The organism is Micromonospora sp. NPDC047521 (assembly GCF_055587305.1).
This window is the reverse complement of the sequence record NZ_JBVJGN010000021.1, coordinates 40,725-59,893: the sequence shown is the minus strand read 5'-3', so window position 1 is coordinate 59,893 and position 19,169 is coordinate 40,725. Positions and strand designations below refer to the sequence as shown.

Genomic DNA, 19,169 nt, shown 5'->3' with positions numbered 1-19,169 from the left:
GTCCGTGGGGTGGCCGCGGCGCGTGTTCGACATGCGGGACACGCTCGTGCGGATGGTGCTGCTCGACCTCACCGGCGTGGGCTACCTGCTCTTCGGTCCCCATTCCACACGCACACCGCCTGCGACACAGTGGATCCTCGCCGTGCTCGCGTTCGCCGTGGCGCTGCTGGCGCACCGCCGGCCGCTGGTCAACCTGGTGGCGCAGGCAGCCCTGCTGGCGGTCGCGATCCAGCTGGTCGACGACTTCACGATCAACCAGGTCGGCGCCAGCTGGGCGCTGCTCGAGGTCACCATGCGGGCCCGCCGTCCCCGCGTCATCTGGTTGGCCACCGCGCTGCTGGTGGTGGTGGACCTGACCGACTCGATCGGCGACCCGGCCCGCCGGGTCGCCTCCGGCGTCGTCGGGCTGGCCCTGGAGGTCGGCGTGCCGGTGCTGCTCGGCCTGGTCATCCGCGCCAACCGGGAGCTCAGCCGGCAGGCCGTCGAACGGGCAGCCGCCGAGCAGCGGCGGCACGAGTCGGAGAGCCGCGCGGCCCGCGCCGACGAACGCAGCGCCATCGCCCGCGAGCTGCACGACGTCGTCGCGCACCACGTGGCGTCGATGGTGCTGCGCGTCGGCGTGGCCCGGCACGTGCTCACCGACGTCGACCCCCGGGTGGGCGCGGTCTTCGACGACGTGCACGGCACCGGCACCGCGGCCCTGGCCGAGCTGCGCCGGCTGGTCGCGGTGCTGCGCGACCCCGACGGGGTACGCGGTGACGCGGCGCTGACCGCCATCGACCCGTCGGCGCTGCCGGCGGCTCTCGGCGCGACTGTCGACCGGGCCCGGCAGACCGGCGTCAGCGTCGAGGCCGACATCGACCCGGCGGTCGGCGCGCTCGACGCGGTGCGGGGCCTCGCGGTGCTGCGACTGACCCAGGAGGCGCTGACCAACGTGGCCAAGCACGCGGACACCTCCGCGCTGGCGCGTCTCGTGGTCGCCGTCAGGGACGGGGCCGTGCACTGGGAGGTGTCCGACGACGGGATGGCGGGTGAGCCGGCGGCGGTGCCGACCGGCGGTGGCCACGGCATCACCGGCATGCGTGAGCGCGTCGAGGTCCTCGGGGGGCGGTTGGAGGCGGGCCCGACACGGACGGGGTTCCGGGTGCGTACCGTCCTGCCGGCGCTGACCCCCGCCGCCGGGGCGTCGGCACCGCCTGCTCCCCGGGACCGCGCGGCCGGGTCGCCCACGCCGGAGCCGGCGTGATCCGCGTCCTGCTGGTCGACGACCAGCACCTCATCCGCGCGGGGCTGCGCATGCTCTGCGACGCCCAGCCCGACATCGAGGTGGTCGGCGAGGCGGACAACGGTCGCGAGGCGGTCACCCTCGCCGCTCGGCTGCTCCCCGACGTCGTCGTCATGGACCTGCGGATGCCAGGTGTCGACGGGATCACCGCGACCAGCCGGATCCTCGCCGAACGTCCGGCCACCCGCGTCCTGGTGCTGACCACGTTCGGCGACGACGACCACCTCTACCCGGCGCTGACCGCCGGGGCGTGCGGGTTCCTGCTCAAGGACGCTCCCCCGGGCGACCTGCTCGACGGCATCCGCCGCGCCTCGGTCGGTGACAGTCCGTTCAGCGCCGATGTGCTGCGCCGCCTCGTCCAGCGTGCGGTCGACGCGCGCGCCGAGGCGCCGCGACCGGCGCCGGGCCTCACCGGCCGCGAGCGGGACGTGCTGGCGCTCGTCGCCGAGGGCCTGTCCAACACCGAGATCGCCGACCGGCTGCACATCGGTGTCACCACGGTCAAGACCCACATCACGAGCCTGATGGCCAAGACCGGCAGCCCCAACCGGGTACGCCTGGCGCTGTTCGCGCGCGGCGTCTGAGGGGTCAGGCCCGGATCCGGGTGGACAGGGCGATGACGAGCACGAGCGGCACGATCAGCAGCACCGGCGCGGCCAGCGGCAGGTGCAGGGCCACCAGGGCGCCGACCGCCGCGCCTGTCATCAGGGCCAGCAGCACCTGAGCCTTGGGCCGCAGGCCGCCCCACGGGCTGCGGGCGGCGACACCGGCGATGAGGCTCGTGAGGGTGCCGGTCAGGTACGTGGAGGACAGTCCGGGCACGCCGAAGCGCTGGATGGCGCTGCTCTGCACGCCGAGCGCCGTCGCCGACAGCAGGAGCAGGGCGAGGTCGACGCGGCCGCTGTGGGTGGGGAGGTTGACCACCCAGACGACGAGGAAGACACCGAACACGAGCAGCTCCAGGACGAGCGCCCAGGTGACCCTGCGGGGCCAGACGGGATCGTCCGGTTGTGGTGAGCCGACGACGCGGGCGCCGGCCAGGACGCCGACGATGAAGCTGACGATCGCGCATCCGGAGGTCAGTGCGAGGTCCGCGTCGCCCCTGCCGGCCGAGAGTCCGAGCAGGACCATGTTGCCGGTCATGACGCTGGAGAAGGCCCCGCCCAGGGACAGGAAGCCGACCGCGTCGGCGCTTCCGGTGAGGAACGTGAGCAGGACGACGAGGGCGTGCCGTCGTCGCAGGAGACGATCGTCGTCCCGGGGGTCGACGCGAGGACTGGTGACGCGGGGCGCGGTGCTCGACACTGGCGCTGTCCTCCAAAAATTGTTCTTCGTATACACTTTTCCCGGACGGATCACGGAGAGGCGACCAGGTGGCGGAAGACCTGCGGGACAAGCTCGGCGCTCAGCACCTGCCGCTACGCGACCAGGTCCTCACCGCGCTGCGGACCGCCATCATCGACGGCGACTACCTGCCCGGCGAGCGGCTGACCGAAGACCGGCTGGCGGAGGACTTCGGCGTCTCCCGCAACCCCGTCCGGGAGGCGCTGCGCGTCGCCGAGGCCGAGGGTTTCGTGGTGATCCTCCCCCGCCGGGGCGCGGTCGTCGCCTCGCCGAGCAGCGGCACCATCGGGGACATGTTCGCCGTCCGCGAGCGCCTGGAGGCGCTGGCCGCCCGGCTGGCCGCCGAACGCGCGAGCGCGGCGGACGTCGCGGCCCTGCGCGCGCTGCTCGACCAGGGCCGCGAGGCGACCGAACGGCAGGACCTGCCCCGGGTCGCCGAACTGAACAGCGCCCTGCACCTGCGCATCCTCCAGATCAGCGGAAACCCCTGGCTGTCGTCGATCGCCAAGTCGCTGTACCTCCACGTCCAGTGGGTCTTCCGGCTGGGGGCCGAGCAACGCGCGCCGCACTCGTGGGCCGAGCACATCCAACTTGTCGACGCCATCGAGTCAGGCGACGGTGACCGCGCCGAACGGGCCGCGCTGGCCCACCTCGACGCGGCCTCCGCGGCGGCGTACGAAAACGCCGAGGGCGGGTACGGCGCCCGCTAGCGACCGCACGCGTACCCCTGCATACCGCGCGGGTTCGCCCCGGCGGCGAGCACGCCGGTGCCCGGATCCCTGGTGACCGCGCAGAGCCGGCCGAGACTCCACGCGTCGGACATCCGCACGTCGTGCCCGTACGACCGCAGTGCCTCCCGCACGTCCTCGTCGAGGCGTTGCTCCACCACCAGGACGCCGGGCTGCATGTCGCGCGGATAGAACGACCCCGGCAGGCTGACCGTGTGCCAGGCGGGCGCGTCGATCGCCTCCTGGAGCGACTGCCCCGCGACGAGGTGACGCAGCAGGAACGGCAGCTGCCACTGGTCCTGCTGGTCGCCACCGGGCGTGCCGCACGCCAGGATCGGCTCACCGTCGCGGTGCACCATGGTCGGGCTGAGGGTCGTCCGTGGCCGGCGGCCGGGTGCCAGCGACGACGCCAGACCCTCCTGGAGCCAGAACATCTGCAGGCGGCTGCCGAGCGGGAACCCGAGTTCCGGGATGGTGGGCGAACTCTGCAACCAGCCGCCACTCGGGGTCGCGGAGATCATGTTGCCCCACCTGTCGACCACGTCCACGTGGCAGGTGTCGCCCCGGGTCACCCCGTCGGACTGCACGGTCGGCTCACCGGTCGTCGCGTCCGACGGATCGGCACGACGGCCGGCGCCGGGCCGGACGTGCGCCGCGAGGCGTGGCTGCGCCCCGTCGGGGTGCCCCGGCCGCAGCTCCGCCGAGGCGCGGTCACCGATCAGGGCGGCCCGCTCCCGCGCGTACTCCCGCGAGAGCAGCGCCTTGGCGGGCACGTCGGCGCTGTCGCCGTACCAGGCCTCCCGGTCGGCGAAGGCGAGCTTGAGCGCCTCGACCTGGGCGTGGATGCCGGCCGCGGTTGCCGGGTCGTACGCGCTCGGATCGTCGAGCGCGTCGAGGACCGACAGCGTCTCCAGCAGCACCGGCCCCTGCCCCCAGAAGCCTGTCTTCGCCACCGAGTAGCCGTGCCAGTCCAGGGTGGCCGGCTCCTCCCACGTCGCCGAGTACGCGGCCAGGTCGTCGCCGGTGACCAGACCGGCGTGCGGGCGTCCACTGGAGTCCTGGAACGGCAGCCGGCTGAACCTGTCGATGGCGTCGGCGACGAATCCCGTGCTCCAGGCACCACGGGCGGCCTCGATCTGCGCCTCCCGGTCGGGACCGGCGGCCCGTCCCGCCTCGACGAGGCGGCGCAGGGTGTCGGCGTACGCCGGGTTGGTGACCATCTCCCCGGCGGCCGGTGGCCGGCCGTCGCGCAGCCAGAGCTGGGCGGACGTGGGCCAGTGCTCCTGGAACAGCGAACGCACCGCCGCCACGGTGTCGCCGACCCTGCCCACCAGGGGGTGGCCGGCGGCGGCGTAGCCGATGGCCGGCTCCAGCACCTCGGCGAGGGACAGCGTGCCGTGCTCGCGCAGCAGCAGGAGCCAGGCGTCCACGGCGCCGGGTACGGCCGCCGCGAGCGGCCCGGCGCCCGGGATCAGGTCCATGCCGAGGGACCGGAAGTGCGCGATGGTGGCACCCGCCGGCGCCGGGCCCTGCCCGCACAGCACCTTCGGGGTCGGGTCCTGCGCGGTCGCCACGATGGCCGGCACCTCGCCGCCCGGCCCGTTGAGGTGGGGCTCGACGACGTGCAGGACGAACCCGGCGGTCACCGCCGCGTCGAAGGCGTTGCCCCCGCGTTCCAGGATGCCCATGGCCGACTGGCTGGCCAGCCAGTGCGTCGAGGACACCATGCCGAACGTGCCCTGCAACGTCGGTCTGGTGGTGAACGTCATGACAACACCTCACTCGAATCTGCGGTGCGGACGTCGGGGCCGGTGCCGTCCGGCTGGACCAGGTGGCAGGCTGCCATGCCGTCGCCGATCGGCACCTGCGGCGGTACCTCGGTCGCGCACCTGTCGAACGCGAGCGGGCACCGGGTCCGGAAGCGGCAACCGGACGGCGGGTCCAGCGCGGACGGCAGGTCGTCGCCGAGCAGCACCGGCTGGCGCTGGCGCTGGCGTACCGGGTCGGCCACCGGCGCGGCCGCCAGCAGCGCCTGCGTGTAGGGGTGGGCGGGTCGGGCGAAGATCCGCTCGCGGGAGCCCTTCTCGACGAGCTGGCCCAGGTACATGACGGCGATGTCGTCGGCCAGGTACTCGACAGCGGACAGGTCGTGGGTGATGAACAGGCAGGCGAAACCGATGTCGCGTTGCAGGTCGGCGAGGAGGTTGAGCACCGAGGCCTGCACCGACACGTCGAGCGCGCTCGTGGGTTCGTCGGCGATGAGCAGCATCGGCTCGGAGACCAGTGCCCGCGCGATGCTGACCCGCTGGCGCTGCCCGCCGGACAGCTCGTGCGGGTAACGCCGCGCCACCTCGGCGCGCAGGCCCACCCGTTCGAGCTGCGGAGCGACGCGGGCCTCCCGCTCGCGCCGCGGGACGCGCCGGCCGGCCAGCCGCAGCGGCTCGGCCACGATCTCACCCACCAGCATGCGCGGGTCCAGAGAGGCGGCCGGGTCCTGGAAGACGATCGACACCGCGTCGCGGTGCGGGCGCAGCTGCCGGCGGGACAGGTGGGTGACGTCCGTGCCGGCGATCCGGACCACGCCGGCTGTCGGTTCGACGAGGCGTACGACGCACCTGCCGACTGTCGACTTGCCCGAGCCGCTCTCTCCCACCAGGGCCGTGACCCGGCCGGCGGCGATGGTGAGGGACACCCCGTCCACGGCTCGGACCGGGCCGAAGTGCATCACCAGGTCCTCGATCTCCAGGGCGTTCGGTCGGGATGTCATCGGTTCGCCTCCCGAGGTTGCGGCGGGCACGGGTGCCAGCACGCCGCGAGGTGGTCGATCCCGTCCCCCGCCACCTCCAGCGGCGGCGCGGACTCGCGGCACCGCGCGTCGGCCGCCGGGCAGCGGTCGGCGAACGTGCAGGCGTCCGGCTGGGTCGACAGGACGGGCACCAGACCGGGGATCTCCGCCAGCCGCGCGGTGCTGGCGTGTCGCCCCGGCTTCGGCGACGCCGACAGGAGTCCGGCCGTGTAGTGGTGGTACGGGCGCGCGAACAGGTCGGTGACCGGCGCCCGTTCCACCACGCGGCCGGCGTACATGACCACGACGCGGTCGGCGATGTCGGCGATCACCCCGAGGTCGTGCGTGATGATGAGGATGCTCGTGCCGAGCCGGTCGCGCAGGTCCCGTAGGACCTGGAGGATGCCGGCCTGGACGGTGACGTCGAGCGCGGTGGTCGGCTCGTCGGCAACCAGCACCTTCGGGCCACAGGCGACCGCCATCGCGATCATCACGCGTTGACGCATGCCACCGGACAGTTGGTGGGGGTAAGCGTCGACGCGGTGCGCCGCGGAGGGGATGCCGACGAGGGTCAGCAGCTCCACGGCGCGGGCGTGGGCGGCCCGCCGCGACATCCGCTCGTGGACCTGGAGCACCTCGGCGATCTGCCGCCCGACGGTGAGCACCGGGTTCAGTGACGTCATCGGCTCCTGGAAGATGTACGCGATCTCCCGGCCGCGTACCCGACGGAGTGCGGATTCGCGGGCCCCTACCAGCTCGGTGCCGTTGAGGCGTACCGAGCCGGTGACCCGGGCGCTGCCCGGGAGCAGACCGGCGATGCTCATGCCTGTGACGCTCTTGCCGCAGCCCGACTCGCCCACCATCCCGACGATCTCCCCGGCCGCCAGGTCCAGTGTGACCCCGTCGACCGCCGAGACGGTGCCGGTCTCGGTCGGGAAGGAGACCGACAGGTCGCGCATCTCCAGGACGGCCGTGGCGGTGCTCGCGGGGGCCGTGGTCATCGCCGGTCTCCCTTGGGGTCGAGGGCGTCGCGCAGGGCGTCACCGAAGACGTTGAACGCCAGCGCCAACCCCATGATCACGACGCCGGGCAGGACGGCGGCCCAGGGTGCGCGGGCGGCGAACTGCTGGGCGGTGGCAAGCATGGTGCCGAGGCTGGGGGCCGGGGGTTGGATGCCGAGGCCGAGGAAGGAGAGCACGGCCTCGCCGAGGATCGCCGCCGGGATCGCGACAGTGGCCTGCACGAGGATCACCGACGTCGCGTTGGGCAGGATGTGCCGGGCGAGCACCCACAGGTCACTGGCGCCGTCCACGACGGCCGCCGCGACGAAGTCCAGCGACTTGAGGCGCAGCGTGTCCGACCGCACCACCCGGATCACGCCGGGGATCTGGGCGATGCCGATGGCCACCGCGGCGTTGCCGAGGCTGGCGCCCCGGATCGCCGCGAGACCCACCGCCATGATCAGGAACGGAAACGCGAGGAGTAGGTCGGTGAAGCGCGAGATCACCGCGTCCCAGGCCCGGAAGTAGCCGGCGGCCAGCCCGAGGGGTACGCCCATGACAAGCGAGGTGGCCACGGCCAGGAGCCCCACCTGCAACGAGGCACGAGCGCCGAGCATGATCCGGGACAGGACGTCGCGCCCCAGGTCGTCGGTGCCGAGCAGGTGGCCGGATGTCCCGGGGGGCGCGAAGGTGCGGGCGAAGTCGGTCTGGTCGACGGAGTAGGGGGCGAGCCACGGCGACAGCAGCGCGACGCCGGCCGCGAGCGCGAGGACGACGAAACTCACGACGGCGAGCGGGTTGCGGCGCAAGCGTCGCAGGACGCGGGTCCGGCGGGTGATGCTTACCGCGTCGGTCTCGGCCATCGGTACGCTGAGGACGGTCATGCCGGATCTCCCGTCACCCGGATGCGGGGGTCGATGACCGAGTAGAGCAGGTCCACGAAGAAGTTGATCACGATGTAGGCCGTCGCGGTGAGCAGCACGACCGCCTGGATCACCGGATAGTCGCGCTGGAACACGGCGTCGATTGTCATCTTGCCGAAGCCCGGCAGTCCGAAGATCTGCTCGGTGACGACCGCGCCGGAGATCAGCCCTCCGAGTTGGAGGCCCACGACCGTCACCACCACGATGAGGCTGTTGCGCAGCGCGTGCCTGGTGACGAGGGCGCGGGGGCGCAGGCCCTTCGCCTTCGCCGTGCGGACGTAGTCCGAGGAGAGCGAGTCGAGCATCGCCGAGCGGGTCTGCCGCATGATGATGGCGGCCAGGCCGGTGCCGAGGATCACCGCCGGCAGGACGATGTGGTGCAGGTTGTCGACCGGGTCCTCCAGCAGCGGCACGAACCCGGAGGCGGGGAACAGGCCGGTCGCCACCGACAGGTAGAGGATCGCGAGCAGCCCGAGCCAGAAGTGCGGCACCGACAGCCCGATCAGGGCGAGCGCGTTGGCGAACCACTCCGCCGGGCGGCCACGGCGGACCGCCGCGAGCACCCCGGCGCCGACGCCGAGCAGCGAGGCGATGGCGATCGCCAGGACGGACAGCTCGACTGTCACCGGCAGGGCGGTGGTGAGCATCGACGAGACGGGCGTGCCGGTCCGGATCGACACACCGAAGTCGCCCTGCACCACGCGTTCCACGTACTGCGCGAACTGGACCGGCAGCGGCTGGTCCAGCCCGTAGTGCCGGCGGATGGCGTCGAGGGCCTCCGGCGACCGGTCCTCCCCCGCCAGGGCGAGGGCCGGGTCGCCGGGGAGCGCCCGTACGCCGACGAACACCACGATCGTCGACAACAGCAGGGTCAGGGCCGACTGCCAGGCGCGGGTGAGCAGGTATCGGGCCACGACGACCTACTTGGTGTAGCCGGCGAACGCCGCCCGGATCACACCGTCCGGGAAGACCTGCAGACCCTGGATCTGCTTGGCGACGGCGGTCAGGTTGCGCTGCCGGTAGAGGTAGATGAGCGCGTCGTCCTGCTGGAGCAGCGTGACCGCCTGCCCGTACAGCTTCTTGCGCTCCTCGACGTCGCCGGCCTGCCGGGCCTGGGTCAGCAGCGTGTCGAGCTGGGGGTTGCTGTAGCCGGAGACGTTCTGGCTCGCGCCGGTGCCGACGAAGTTGGTGATGTTGGCGTCCGGGTCGATCCGTCCGCTCCACCCGAGTTGCAGCAGCTCGAAGTTGCCCCGGTCCTGTTCGTCGAGGAGCGACGAGTACTCCACCGGGTTGATCTTCAGGTCGAACCCGCCCTCCTTGACCATCGCCTGCAGTGCCTGGGCGAGGCGCAGCGTGTCAGGTGTGTTCGACGCGAGCATCGTCACCGGGTACGGCGTCTGCACGCCCGCCTCGGTGAGCAGTTGCTTGGCCTTGGCGGGGTCGTGCGCCGGGCAGGTCTGCGCCTCGGGGGACGAGAACGGGCTGGCGGGCGAGATGGGCGAGCAGGCGGCGGTGTGCACGCCGTTGAAGACGGCGTCGACGAGGGCCTTGCGGTCGATGGCGTGCTCGAAGGCCTGGCGGGCCTTGGCGTTCTGCGCGAGGGGCCGGTTGATCGGCTTGGGTGCGGTGCCGACCCCGTCGACGTTGCCGACGTTGATGGTGAGGCCCTGGTAGCCGAGGGACTGCGACTGCAGGACGGAGACCGAGGAGTCCTGCCGCAGCGACGCCACGTCCTGGGTGGAGACGCTGTCGGCGACCTGGGCGTCGCCGGAGCGCAGGTTGGCGGCCCGGATGCTGGCGTCGCTGAGGATCCGCCAGGAGATCGCGTCGAGGTGGACCTTGTCGGCCTCGTAGTAGTTCGGGTCCTTCACCACGTCGATCGAGTTCTGCGGGACCCGCTTGGCGAACTTGAAGGGGCCGACACAGACCGGCGCCGACGCGAAGTCGTCGCCCAGGCTCTGCAACGCCCTGCTGCTCATGATCATGCCGGCGCGGTCGGCGAGGGCACCGACCAGCGGCGCGAACGGCTGCTTCAGCCGCAGGACGACGGTCTGCGCGTCGGGGGTGTCGACGCCGTCGATGGGACCGAGTTCGCTGCGGCGCGCGGACCGGCTGTTGGTGAGGTGCCGTTGCAGGGTGGCCTTGACCGCGGCGGAGTCGAACGGGGTCCCGTCCGCGAAACGCACGCCCTGGCGCAGCGGGATGGTGACCGTCCGGCCGTCGCCGCTCGTCGTGGGCAGCGCGGTCGCGAGCTGGGGTACGACCTGCGCCTGCTCGTTGACGTCGTAGAGCTTCTGGCACATGGCCTGGAAGACGTACCGGGAGTAGAGGCTGCGCGAGAGTGTCGGGTCCAGCGCGTCGGGCTCCGCGGAGAGGGCGATGACCAGCTTTCCGCCCTGCTTGACGGCGGCGGGGTCGGCCGGCGTACCGAAGGAGTCCTGGCCTGCCGACCGGCTGTCGCCGGACCCGGTGCCGCCCCCGTCGTCCGACACAGGTGAACAGGCGACGACGGTGCAGGCGACGGCGACGACCGCCACCGCGGCCCGGAGTAGACGGCTCGTTTCGCTGGCGGAGAGGTTCGTCATGGAGAGCTCCTCAAGTGGGCGATTCGGGGAGCGTATGTTGTATACGATGACCGCCGCAAGACCTCCGCGCCGCGGACAAACCCGACCCGCGATCAGCCCGGGGACCGGGTCCGGCCGCCGCGCAGCAGGCTGAACAGGACACCCAGCGCGAGCACCGCCACCACCCCGCTGAAGATCTCACCGGCGGGACGCAGCCCGGTCGCCTGGATCAGCAGCCCCACCCCTACCGCTGGCACGCCGAGCGTGGCGAAGAGGATGGCGAAGAAGGTCGACACCACCTCGGCCTGGTGCTGCGGCGCGGTCCTCATCGTGATCGTCGCGACGCCGTCGCCGACGGCCACCCCGGCGGCGATCCCGATGAGCGCCGCGCTGGCCATCAGCGTCGCCAACACCGCCCTCCACATGCTGAACCCGAGCAGACCGGCACCCACGACCAGACCGACGCAGGCGTACGCCAGCGCGGCGCGCGACGACAGGACGCGGGTCAGGAGCTGACCGAAGGCCGCGCCGATGAACGCCAGGAAGACCACGAGCGCGGCAAGCGTGTGGGACGTCCTGTGCAGGACCATGCCGAGGAACAACCCGGTCACCGACGTGAGCACTCCGAGCGCGGCGAAGCCCGCACCGCCGGTGATCGCCGAACGGACGAAGTCACCGCGGATGTTCGCCGGTACGGACAGCCGCTGCACCCGGATCGTCACAGGGGAACGCTCCCGCACCGTCTCCGGCACCCCGCGCAGCGCGACGATCGCGACCACCGCGAGGATCAGCACGATGGCCCAGGGCAGCCGCAGCGGCTCGGGTGCCACGTCCGACACGATCCCGGCCAGCAGCGTGCCGGCGGCGAGACCGCCCAGATTCGCGAAGATCGAGACGGTGGCGGCACGTTTGGGGTGCCGGGGGTCGATGAGCTCGGCCAGGGCTGCGGTCGCCGCTCCGATGACAAGCGCGGCCGAGAGGCCGGCGACCACCCGACCCACGATGATCATCGCGAGGTCAACGGCGAACAGGAAGACGGCGTCGGCGGCGACGGAGAGGATCAGCGCGGCCAGGATGACCGGGCGACGGCCGATCTGGTCCGACAGCCGGCCGAACACCAGCAGCCCGATGACCACCCCCAGCGCGTAGAGGGCGTAGACCACTGTCACCGTCAACGACGAGAAGCCGAACTGCCTCTCGTAGAGCGGGTAGAGCGGGGTCGGCACCGTCGTCCCGACGAGGGTGATCCAGAAGGCGAACGCGACGCGTACCGCACCGGACGTGGAACGCGACCGAGCCCGGACGCCGTCGGCGTCGCTGGCCTTGGACATGGTCAGTCCCTCCGGGTCCGGACCCGTGCTGCGGGCCGCCGCGCCTCCTGTCCCCCGTGCAGCATGGGTCGTGACCACCGGCCCAGGTGCGGTAACTGCCGCAAACGCCCCTCATCAGGTGGCGTCACCTGCGGAGCGGGACCCGGCCGCGCCGGCCGGGAGAGGCCTCGTCCTCAGCCCGCCGCGTCCTCAGCCCGCCGTGTCGGTCCGGCGCGCACCCGGCGGCCACAGGACCGTCGTCGGGATGTCGCGCTGCCGCGCCCAGCCCACGGTGCGGTCGGTCGCCGCCTCGTGGCAGCCGCGCTCCCCGTCCCAGACGGCCACCAGACGTTGCACCCGGCGCAGCAGCTCCCGGTTCGCGGCCACGTACGCGGCCGTGCCGGAGTGCCGGAATCCGGTGTGGACGACCTCGACCGCGCCGCCGAGCAGTTCGTCGAAGGCGGCCCGGCCCGCCACCGGGATCGCCCGCTCGCGGTAGTCCGGCGCCGGCAGGACCACCTCGTACACGCCGCCGGTGGCACGCACCGCCCGCGCGAAGACCTGGTCGGCGCCCGCGGCCAGACAGGTGACACCCCGCACCGGCCGCTCGCTGATCCGGCGCAGCTCGGTACGCAGCGCGTCGTACACGAGCCGTTCGGTGGCGGGGGTCAGGTTGATGTGCCCGGTGATCCCCACCCGGACCGGCCGAGGGTCCAGCGTCATCCGCCGATCATCTCCCCCGACGCGCCGCCCGACGTACGCGGGGACTCACCGGCTGCGCCGCTCTGCCGGGGCGGGGCGGGCGGGGCGGGGGTGGGCTCGGCGCCCTCGGCGGTCAGCCGGATCATCTCGAAGCCGGCGTCGGACAACACCTCCGGCAGCGCCCGGATCTCGTTGCGGTTCATCTCCTGGACGTCCGGCGGCAGCTCGTCCCAGGGCCGCAGGGTGGGATGCCGGCGGCGGGCGTCGTCGCGCGGCTCGCCGTACACCCAGCCCTCCCCCCGCCGTTCCCGGCACCACCGCTCGTGCTCCATCCGGGCCAGTTCGTCGATCCGGTCGTCGATCGCCCGGCTGGCCCCCGGATCCGCCGTACCGCCTGTGGTGCCGTGCCGGGGCGCCACCACACAACCGAGGCTCAGCAGCTTCCCGGCGATGTCCTGCACGTGGGCGCGGTTGGCCCGGCGCAGCGACTCGGGGAGCCGGGCCCAGTCCACCATGGCGGGCGCCGAACCCCGGCGCACCCCGGCCTCGGCCTGCGACTGGAGGTACTTGTCGTGGATCTGCCGGGCCAGCCGTTCGGTGAGGTCCTCGGCGATCAGCTGGGCGTCGCAGGCCCGGGTCAGCACCGGGTAGAGCTGGAGCCGGCCGTGCACCTCGTCGAGCAGGTCGTGCCGCCGGTCGCCGTGGAACGCGGCGGCGAGCGCCGCCTGCCGGTACACGGGTACGAAGACGGTGCTCTCCGCCCGTTGCCACAGCGCCGGGGTGTCCAACGCCAACTGGAGGCCGTTGCGTTCGTCCACCGCGCAGACGTAGAGCCGGTCGTAGCCACCACGCAGCATCCCCGACCCGACCAGACCGTCGAGGTCCAGGTCGTACGCCCGGACCTGGCAGGCGGCCGGCAGGAAGGGGTGCCGGGCGGTGGCCAGCTCGAGTTCGACTGTCGCGTCCGGCGCCACCAGGTCGACGCGCAGCGGCGGCACGGGCCGACCGGGCGGCGCCTCGGCCTGGCGCAGCTGCCAGTGCCGGGCGCTGGCCACCAGCGCGGCGCGGCGGAAGCTGCCCCGGCCGGCGATGAGGATCCGGACCGGTCGACCCGTCGGGGTGGGAAGGGGGTGGTGCCGGTGCAGGGCCCGGGCGGCGACGTCGTCGACGTGGAAGTAGTCCAGCCGCAGCCGGCTCGAACCGGCCGCACCCAACCGCCGGGCCTGCAACGACAGGCACATCTCCGGGTCGTGGACCTGCACGTAGACCCGGGCCGGTTGCCGCCGGTCCTGGATCAACCGGCTCGCCGCGTTGGCGATGGCGTGGTTGCGGTCGTCGTCGTCAGTGCAGGCGTAGACCGTGTGGGCGTGCGGCAGACCGGCGCCGCGCAGCACCTCGGGGCTCGTCGGGTCGCCGGTGACCCCCAGGTAACGGCGCCGCCGGTACTCCAGCGGCCCGAACGGCTCGGCGCGTACGACGACCACCCGCTCGCCCTCGCTGAAGAGCCGGTCGGCGAGCATGTGGGCGAACTGGGAGTCGCCGCAGACCACCGCGTGCCCGCGAGCCCGCCGGGCGCGCAACCGGCGGATCTCGGCGGCCAGCAGCAACCGACTGGCCTCCACCACCGCGAGCAGGGTGAACAGCGGGGCCGCGAACCGGGCGACCTGCAACTGCCACGGGTGCGGGCCGGGATCCTGCAACGGCTCCGCGCCGAGCACGAAGAGCTGGATGTCGTAGTAGACGACGTCGTACAGGTCGTAGCCGCTGCCCGGCTCGGCCCGCAGCATCCGGTCGAAGCCCACGTAGCCGAGCACCAGCGCGAGCAGGCCGATCACCGCGAAGACCATCCGCAGTGCCCTCCCGGCGGGGCGGTACGCGCCGGGGACCGGACCCGTCATCGACCAACTCCCTCGTCCGCGCGACGCCGCGATCCACGGGACCGGGCCACCTCGTATCGTATTCGACGCAGTCGATCCGACCGGACCATCGGCACCCCGGCTGATCGGCTCTTTTCCCAGGTGAACGACGCAGTCGGTGGATGCGTACCGGTCCCCCTGACTCGCCACCGAGGGTTACGATTGCCAGACGGGCCGGAGGGGGCGCAGGAACGGGTCGGCCTCGGGTCCCCCGACACCTGGCGCCCAGGCCGGAGCTACCGGAGGATCACGGAGATGGACGCAGTCGAAGGTCCACCGGCGGCAGGCCCGGTCAATCCCTTCTCCCCGACGGCCGTGGCCCGTGTGACGGAGCAGGGCACCGGCGGCAGCACGGTGGTCACCACCGCCGTCCGCGACGCCACCGACCAGCTCGACGACTACCTCCGCACCGGTGACGGCGCCGTGGTCGCCCTCGTCGGTGACTACGGCACCGGCAAGACCCACCTCGCGGTCGAACTGCTGGCCCACGCCCGGCGGGTCACCGGAGCGGCCGGGCAGGCCATCTACCTGGACGCGCCGGGCGACACGTTCCTGTCCCTGCACCGCCGGTTCCTGACCCGACTGTCCCGGGACGCAGTCCGTGAGCTGCTGACCGACTACCTGCCCGACTCCTCGGCCGATCAGCTCGTCCAGCGGCTTCGCGCGGACCTGGCGGAGGTCACCACCGACCCGGCGTTCGGCACCGCGTTGGCGATGCTGCTCGACCCGGGCACCGAGGCCGCCGCGTGGGACTGGCTGTCGGGTCATCCGCCGGGCCCGGCGCTTGTCGCCGCCGGCGTCACCCCCAGTACGGACGTGGAGGCCACCGCCGTCGAGGCGATGGGCGTGCTGGCCCTGCTGCACGGTCGACGGCACGACCGCTTCGTGCTGGTCCTCGACGAGCTCGACAAGATCCTCACCGCGGGTGGCCGGCCCGGCCCGGAGACGATGGCCCGCCTGCAACGGCTGCTCGGCGTGTTCACCTCCGCCGGTGCCCTGCTCGTGATCGCCGGGCTGCCCGACATGCTGCACCTGCTCAGCACCGAGGTGCGCCAGCGGATCGGGCCGATCGTACGGATGTCCGCGCTCACCGGCGAGGACGTGCGCACGTTCATCAGGCAGACCCAGCTCCGGGCGTTCGGCCAGGCCCGGCTCGCGCCGTTCACCGTGGAGACCACCGAATACCTGGCCAACCTCGCCGACGGGGTGCCCCGGCGGGTGATCCGGCTCTGCTACCACCTGTTCCAGCGCGCCGCCCAGGCCGGCACACCCGTCACCCACGTCATGGTCCGCGAGGTCGTTCGGGTCCAGTTCGATTTGGCCAACCGGCAGGACGTCGCCGCCGACGTACGGCGGGTGCTCACCCAGGACGGCTGGTCGTACCAGCGGGACCATCTGCTCGGGTCGATGCGTGACCTGCCTGTCGACTTCTGGATACCCGTGGAGGAACGCAACGCGGGCTGCTGCGTGCTGCTCAGCGAGTCGGTCCTCAAGGCGGAGGAGGTCGACGACCTGCACCGACGGGTCGTCGCGATCCGGGCGGCCGTCCCGGACAGCGAGGTGATCCTCGTCGTCGTCGGCCACCTGCCGACGGAGTTCGCCGCGGAACTCGCAGGCACGTTCAGCGTCGAGCCCATCGTGCACGACCCGCAGTCCTTCGCCGAGGACCTGTCGGGCAGCGTCAAGGCCCTGATGCGCCGGCTGGAGCAGGCGATCGGCGCGGACGCGCTGACCTCGGTACGCCAGCGCGTCGAACGGATCCACCGCCAGCAGAGCAACACCCAGCGCTCCATCGAGCACCTGTCGTACCAGCTCGACGAGATCCGGGGCGAGCTGCGTCCGGCCGGTCTGCTCGGGGTCGTACCGCAGCACCAGCCGGAGGCGGGGGCGACGCCGCCGCTGCCGGGGCGTGTCGCGCGGGTGTTCGTCGAGGCCATCGACGCCCTGGACCAGCTCACCGGTTTCGAACGCCGCCTGCGGGACGCGTTCGCCCCGCACCGCGTGGCGACCGTCGGCGGCGCGGACGGCGGCCAGGCCCTACGGTCGCTGCTGCGCTCGCGGGACGTGCAGCGGGCGGTGGGCACGTCGGTGGTCCTGCGCCGCCTCATCGAGGCGTTCCGCGAGGGCGTGGAGCAGTGGTACGCCGGCCACCGCGCCGATCCCCAACCGACGGACCTGGAACGGTTGGATCTGCTCTGCGAGACGTACGACGGGATAGCCGAGTACCTGCCGCTGTTCCAGTTGGACACGCTGAGCGGGTTGGCCGCCGCCGGTGGCGGTGGCGAGGACGGCGTGGATCCGGTCGACCACTCGCGTACCTGGTCGCAGGCGCGGTCGGTCTTCGACGGGCTGGGCGGCCGGGTCCGTCAGCTGCTGCTCGCCGGCTGAGCGCCGAGCGGCGTCGGGTCGGCGTCCGGTCGGTGCGCGGTGTCGCCGGGGCCGCCGGGTCGACGCCTGTCGAGCACCGCCGTGGCCAGGGCGTGGATGACGTTGATGACCACGATGGCCGTCGCCACGATCCCCACCGTGCCGGGGAAGTCCCGTTCCAGGACGAGGGCGAGGATCACCGCGGTGATGCCGTTCTGCTGCCCCCAGGCGAGATACCGTCGGTCGGTCGCGGGCAGGCCACGGGTGATCGGCACCGACACCACCAGTTGCGCCGCCACCGCCGCCAGCCCGAGCACCACACCGGGCAGGATGTCGACGCCGTTCACCAGCAGCAGTCCCAGCAGGAACGTGGCCACCAGGTACGCCGCCTGGGTGGACCGGCCGACGACGGGGCCGAGCCGGGGGCGGAAGAAGAGCCCGGCGATCGCCAGGCCGAGCATGAGGAACTGCCACGCGGCGACCAGGACCATAGCGATCAGCAACGCCACCGCCAGCCAGTTGAGCGCCGTACGGAGCCGGGGACGGTGCGCGTCCTCGCGTAGGCCGGCGGCACGCAGCAGTCGCCACACCAGCCAGGCCCCCACGGCGAAGCCCACGTTGGCGAGCAGGTCGAGCAGCAGGTCCAGGGGGCGGTCGCTGATGGCACCGGCGAGCGCGCCGCCGTCGCCGCCGCTGAGGTCCAGGGCGAACGCGGAGACGTAGACGGTGAGAAGCACCGTGATGGGATCGTCGAAGGACGCCCAGATGGACAGGATGGACCGGGCCCGCGCGGAGGTGCGGTCGGGCCGGCTCATGGCGGCCACGGCGAGCGGGTCGATCTGGGCGACTGCCACGCCGAGGACCAGGAACGCGGGGTCGCGGAAGGCCAGCACCATCACACCGGCGATGAGCGCGGCCTTGGCGACCACACCGACGGTGACGGCCAGCAGCACGGTGCCCAGGTGGGCGCGCACCTCGGCGAGACTGATGTCACGGGTGCTGCCGACCAGGCCCACCGCCAGCAGGACCGAGGCGAGGAGCAGGTACGCGGGGGCGCGTTCGAGCCCGTCCACGTCGCCGGCCCAGGCCACGACCAGGCCGGCCAGGGCGGCGGCGGCCACGGCCGCTGATCTCGCCACTACGGTCACGGCCACCCAACCGACGCGTCGAACCCCCGTTGATCCGAGGTGAGGATATCGACGCGGGCCGACCACCTCAATCACGAACCGCGTGAATCCTCGCGACAATTCAGGCCGTGAACAGTCGCGCCACCGCCGCCACGTCCTCGTCGGCGCGGGCGACCGAGTCCTGGTCGAGGGTCACACCGACCAGGTAGTCGTCCGGGGAGAGGTGGTAGTAGTAGACGGCGCCCATCTCCACGTCGAGCACCAGCCGGGTCACGTTCCCGACCACGGCCCGGCGCAGGTCCCGACCCACCTGCAGGGCCAGCAGCGACAGGTCACCGGCGAGACGCTGGTAGCGGTCCCGCCGATCGGCCACCGTGACGCCCCTGTTGAAGAACGGGTCCAGATCGGGGTGGTCGAGGATGTCGACGGCCCACTCCTGATCACCCATCCGGTGGTGGCTCAGGTAGTGCAGGCCCTGCGGTCGCAACGCGGTGAGCGTCCCGTCCGGCGACGGCACCCCAATGTGGTGGGGGCGGAACTCGTCCGGCACGGTGGCCGGTGGTGGCGCCGCGTCGTCGCCGTCCCAGCCGCCCGGGTTCTGCGACCGCTGCCGCAGCAGCCGCCGCAGGTCGCCGGCGAGATGCGCGGCGGCCCGGTCGACGACACTGACCCGGCTCGGGTCGGCCACCGGCCCGGTGTCCGCCTCGGGGACGGCGGCGAATCCCACGATGTGCTCGTTGCCGACCACCGAGTTGCAGAAGACCAGACCCGTACGGGTCTGCACGACAGTCCGGATCAGCGCACCCGTCTGCAACTCCCCCAGCCGGCGGTGCAGCTCGCTGACCCGGTAGACGAGTTGCGCCCCGACCCGGCGGTACACCTCGCGGCGTTGCGACGCGTCCTCCTCGTCCGGAGATGGAACCGACGGGTGGTCGAGCAGGTCCAGTGCGAAGTCGAGGACCCCGCTCGTGTAGTGGGCTACGTGGTAGACGCCGCAGCCGCTGAGCAGCAGCCCCCGGCAGAGGTCCCGCTTCTTCAGAAAGCTCGGGACGTCCTGCTCGGCCGTCTCCTCGACCAGGGCGTCGTGCAGCTCCGGATCCGTCACCTGATCTCTCCC

The 19,169-nt window shown here is 72.6% G+C and carries 16 protein-coding genes; 4 read left to right on the top strand and 12 right to left on the bottom strand.

Annotation, left to right across the window (positions count from 1 at the left end):
- Window positions 1-4 precede the first annotated feature (4 nt).
- Together ACZ6N8_RS29340 and ACZ6N8_RS29335 are read left to right on the top strand one after the other, a co-directional pair.
- Window positions 5-1,246: a sensor histidine kinase gene (locus ACZ6N8_RS29340; RefSeq protein ID WP_466014068.1), complete on the top strand. Its 1,242-nt coding sequence runs from the start codon at window positions 5-7 to the stop codon at window positions 1,244-1,246.
- Window positions 1,243-1,869, top strand: a complete 627-nt coding sequence (locus tag ACZ6N8_RS29335; RefSeq protein ID WP_466014066.1) for a response regulator transcription factor — start codon at window positions 1,243-1,245, stop codon at window positions 1,867-1,869. The genes ACZ6N8_RS29340 and ACZ6N8_RS29335 overlap by 4 nt, the downstream gene beginning before the upstream one ends.
- Before the next feature lie 4 nt (window positions 1,870-1,873).
- Here ACZ6N8_RS29335 and ACZ6N8_RS29330 read toward each other — a convergent pair whose 3' ends face one another.
- On the bottom strand, window positions 1,874-2,590 hold the full coding sequence (locus ACZ6N8_RS29330; RefSeq protein ID WP_364363764.1) for a YoaK family protein: 717 nt from the start codon (window positions 2,588-2,590) through the stop codon (window positions 1,874-1,876).
- 68 nt (window positions 2,591-2,658) lie between these two features.
- On the opposite strand from ACZ6N8_RS29330, the gene ACZ6N8_RS29325 reads away from it, so the two are divergent.
- A complete protein-coding gene (locus ACZ6N8_RS29325; RefSeq protein WP_364363761.1) occupies window positions 2,659-3,339 on the top strand; it encodes a GntR family transcriptional regulator in 681 nt (226 codons plus the stop codon).
- Here ACZ6N8_RS29325 and ACZ6N8_RS29320 read toward each other — a convergent pair.
- The 9 genes from ACZ6N8_RS29320 to ACZ6N8_RS29280 all read right to left on the bottom strand — a co-directional run bounded on the left by ACZ6N8_RS29320 (window position 3,336) and on the right by ACZ6N8_RS29280 (window position 14,540).
- Window positions 3,336-5,126, bottom strand: a complete 1,791-nt coding sequence (locus ACZ6N8_RS29320; RefSeq protein WP_466014063.1) for a gamma-glutamyltransferase family protein — start codon at window positions 5,124-5,126, stop codon at window positions 3,336-3,338. The two genes, ACZ6N8_RS29325 and ACZ6N8_RS29320, sit on opposite strands and share 4 nt — an antisense overlap.
- Window positions 5,123-6,124 carry an ABC transporter ATP-binding protein gene (locus ACZ6N8_RS29315; protein WP_466014061.1) on the bottom strand — a complete coding sequence of 334 codons (1,002 nt, stop codon included), beginning with the start codon at window positions 6,122-6,124 and terminating at the stop codon, window positions 5,123-5,125. The genes ACZ6N8_RS29320 and ACZ6N8_RS29315 overlap by 4 nt, the downstream gene beginning before the upstream one ends.
- Complete coding sequence (locus tag ACZ6N8_RS29310; RefSeq protein ID WP_387117847.1) at window positions 6,121-7,143, bottom strand: ABC transporter ATP-binding protein; 1,023 nt, start codon at window positions 7,141-7,143, stop codon at window positions 6,121-6,123. The genes ACZ6N8_RS29315 and ACZ6N8_RS29310 overlap by 4 nt, the downstream gene beginning before the upstream one ends.
- Complete coding sequence (locus ACZ6N8_RS29305) at window positions 7,140-8,027, bottom strand: ABC transporter permease (protein ID WP_466014058.1); 888 nt, start codon at window positions 8,025-8,027, stop codon at window positions 7,140-7,142. Before ACZ6N8_RS29305 ends, ACZ6N8_RS29310 begins: the two co-directional genes overlap by 4 nt.
- Complete coding sequence (locus ACZ6N8_RS29300) at window positions 8,024-8,980, bottom strand: ABC transporter permease (protein WP_466014057.1); 957 nt, start codon at window positions 8,978-8,980, stop codon at window positions 8,024-8,026. Before ACZ6N8_RS29300 ends, ACZ6N8_RS29305 begins: the two co-directional genes overlap by 4 nt.
- Before the next feature lie 6 nt (window positions 8,981-8,986).
- On the bottom strand, window positions 8,987-10,651 hold the full coding sequence (locus ACZ6N8_RS29295) for an ABC transporter substrate-binding protein (protein WP_466014055.1): 1,665 nt from the start codon (window positions 10,649-10,651) through the stop codon (window positions 8,987-8,989).
- Window positions 10,652-10,743: 92 nt separating this feature from the next.
- Window positions 10,744-11,961, bottom strand: a complete 1,218-nt coding sequence (locus ACZ6N8_RS29290) for an MFS transporter (RefSeq protein WP_466014053.1) — start codon at window positions 11,959-11,961, stop codon at window positions 10,744-10,746.
- A gap of 189 nt (window positions 11,962-12,150) precedes the next feature.
- A complete protein-coding gene (locus tag ACZ6N8_RS29285) occupies window positions 12,151-12,663 on the bottom strand; it encodes a hypothetical protein (RefSeq protein ID WP_387117835.1) in 513 nt (170 codons plus the stop codon).
- Window positions 12,660-14,540, bottom strand: a complete 1,881-nt coding sequence (locus tag ACZ6N8_RS29280; RefSeq protein ID WP_466014051.1) for a RyR domain-containing protein — start codon at window positions 14,538-14,540, stop codon at window positions 12,660-12,662. The genes ACZ6N8_RS29285 and ACZ6N8_RS29280 overlap by 4 nt, the downstream gene beginning before the upstream one ends.
- Before the next feature lie 273 nt (window positions 14,541-14,813).
- Between ACZ6N8_RS29280 and ACZ6N8_RS29275 the strand changes: the two genes are divergently transcribed.
- Window positions 14,814-16,946 carry an AAA family ATPase gene (locus tag ACZ6N8_RS29275; RefSeq protein WP_466014049.1) on the top strand — a complete coding sequence of 711 codons (2,133 nt, stop codon included), beginning with the start codon at window positions 14,814-14,816 and terminating at the stop codon, window positions 16,944-16,946.
- Here the strand turns inward: ACZ6N8_RS29275 and ACZ6N8_RS29270 are convergent.
- Both ACZ6N8_RS29270 and ACZ6N8_RS29265 read right to left on the bottom strand, forming a co-directional pair.
- Window positions 16,925-18,064, bottom strand: a complete 1,140-nt coding sequence (locus ACZ6N8_RS29270; RefSeq protein WP_466014047.1) for a hypothetical protein — start codon at window positions 18,062-18,064, stop codon at window positions 16,925-16,927. The genes ACZ6N8_RS29275 and ACZ6N8_RS29270 overlap by 22 nt on opposite strands.
- 109 nt (window positions 18,065-18,173) lie before the next feature.
- Window positions 18,174-19,157 (bottom strand): hypothetical protein, encoded by a 984-nt coding sequence (locus ACZ6N8_RS29265; RefSeq protein ID WP_466014046.1) that lies wholly within the window; start codon window positions 19,155-19,157, stop codon window positions 18,174-18,176.
- Window positions 19,158-19,169 lie beyond the last annotated feature (12 nt).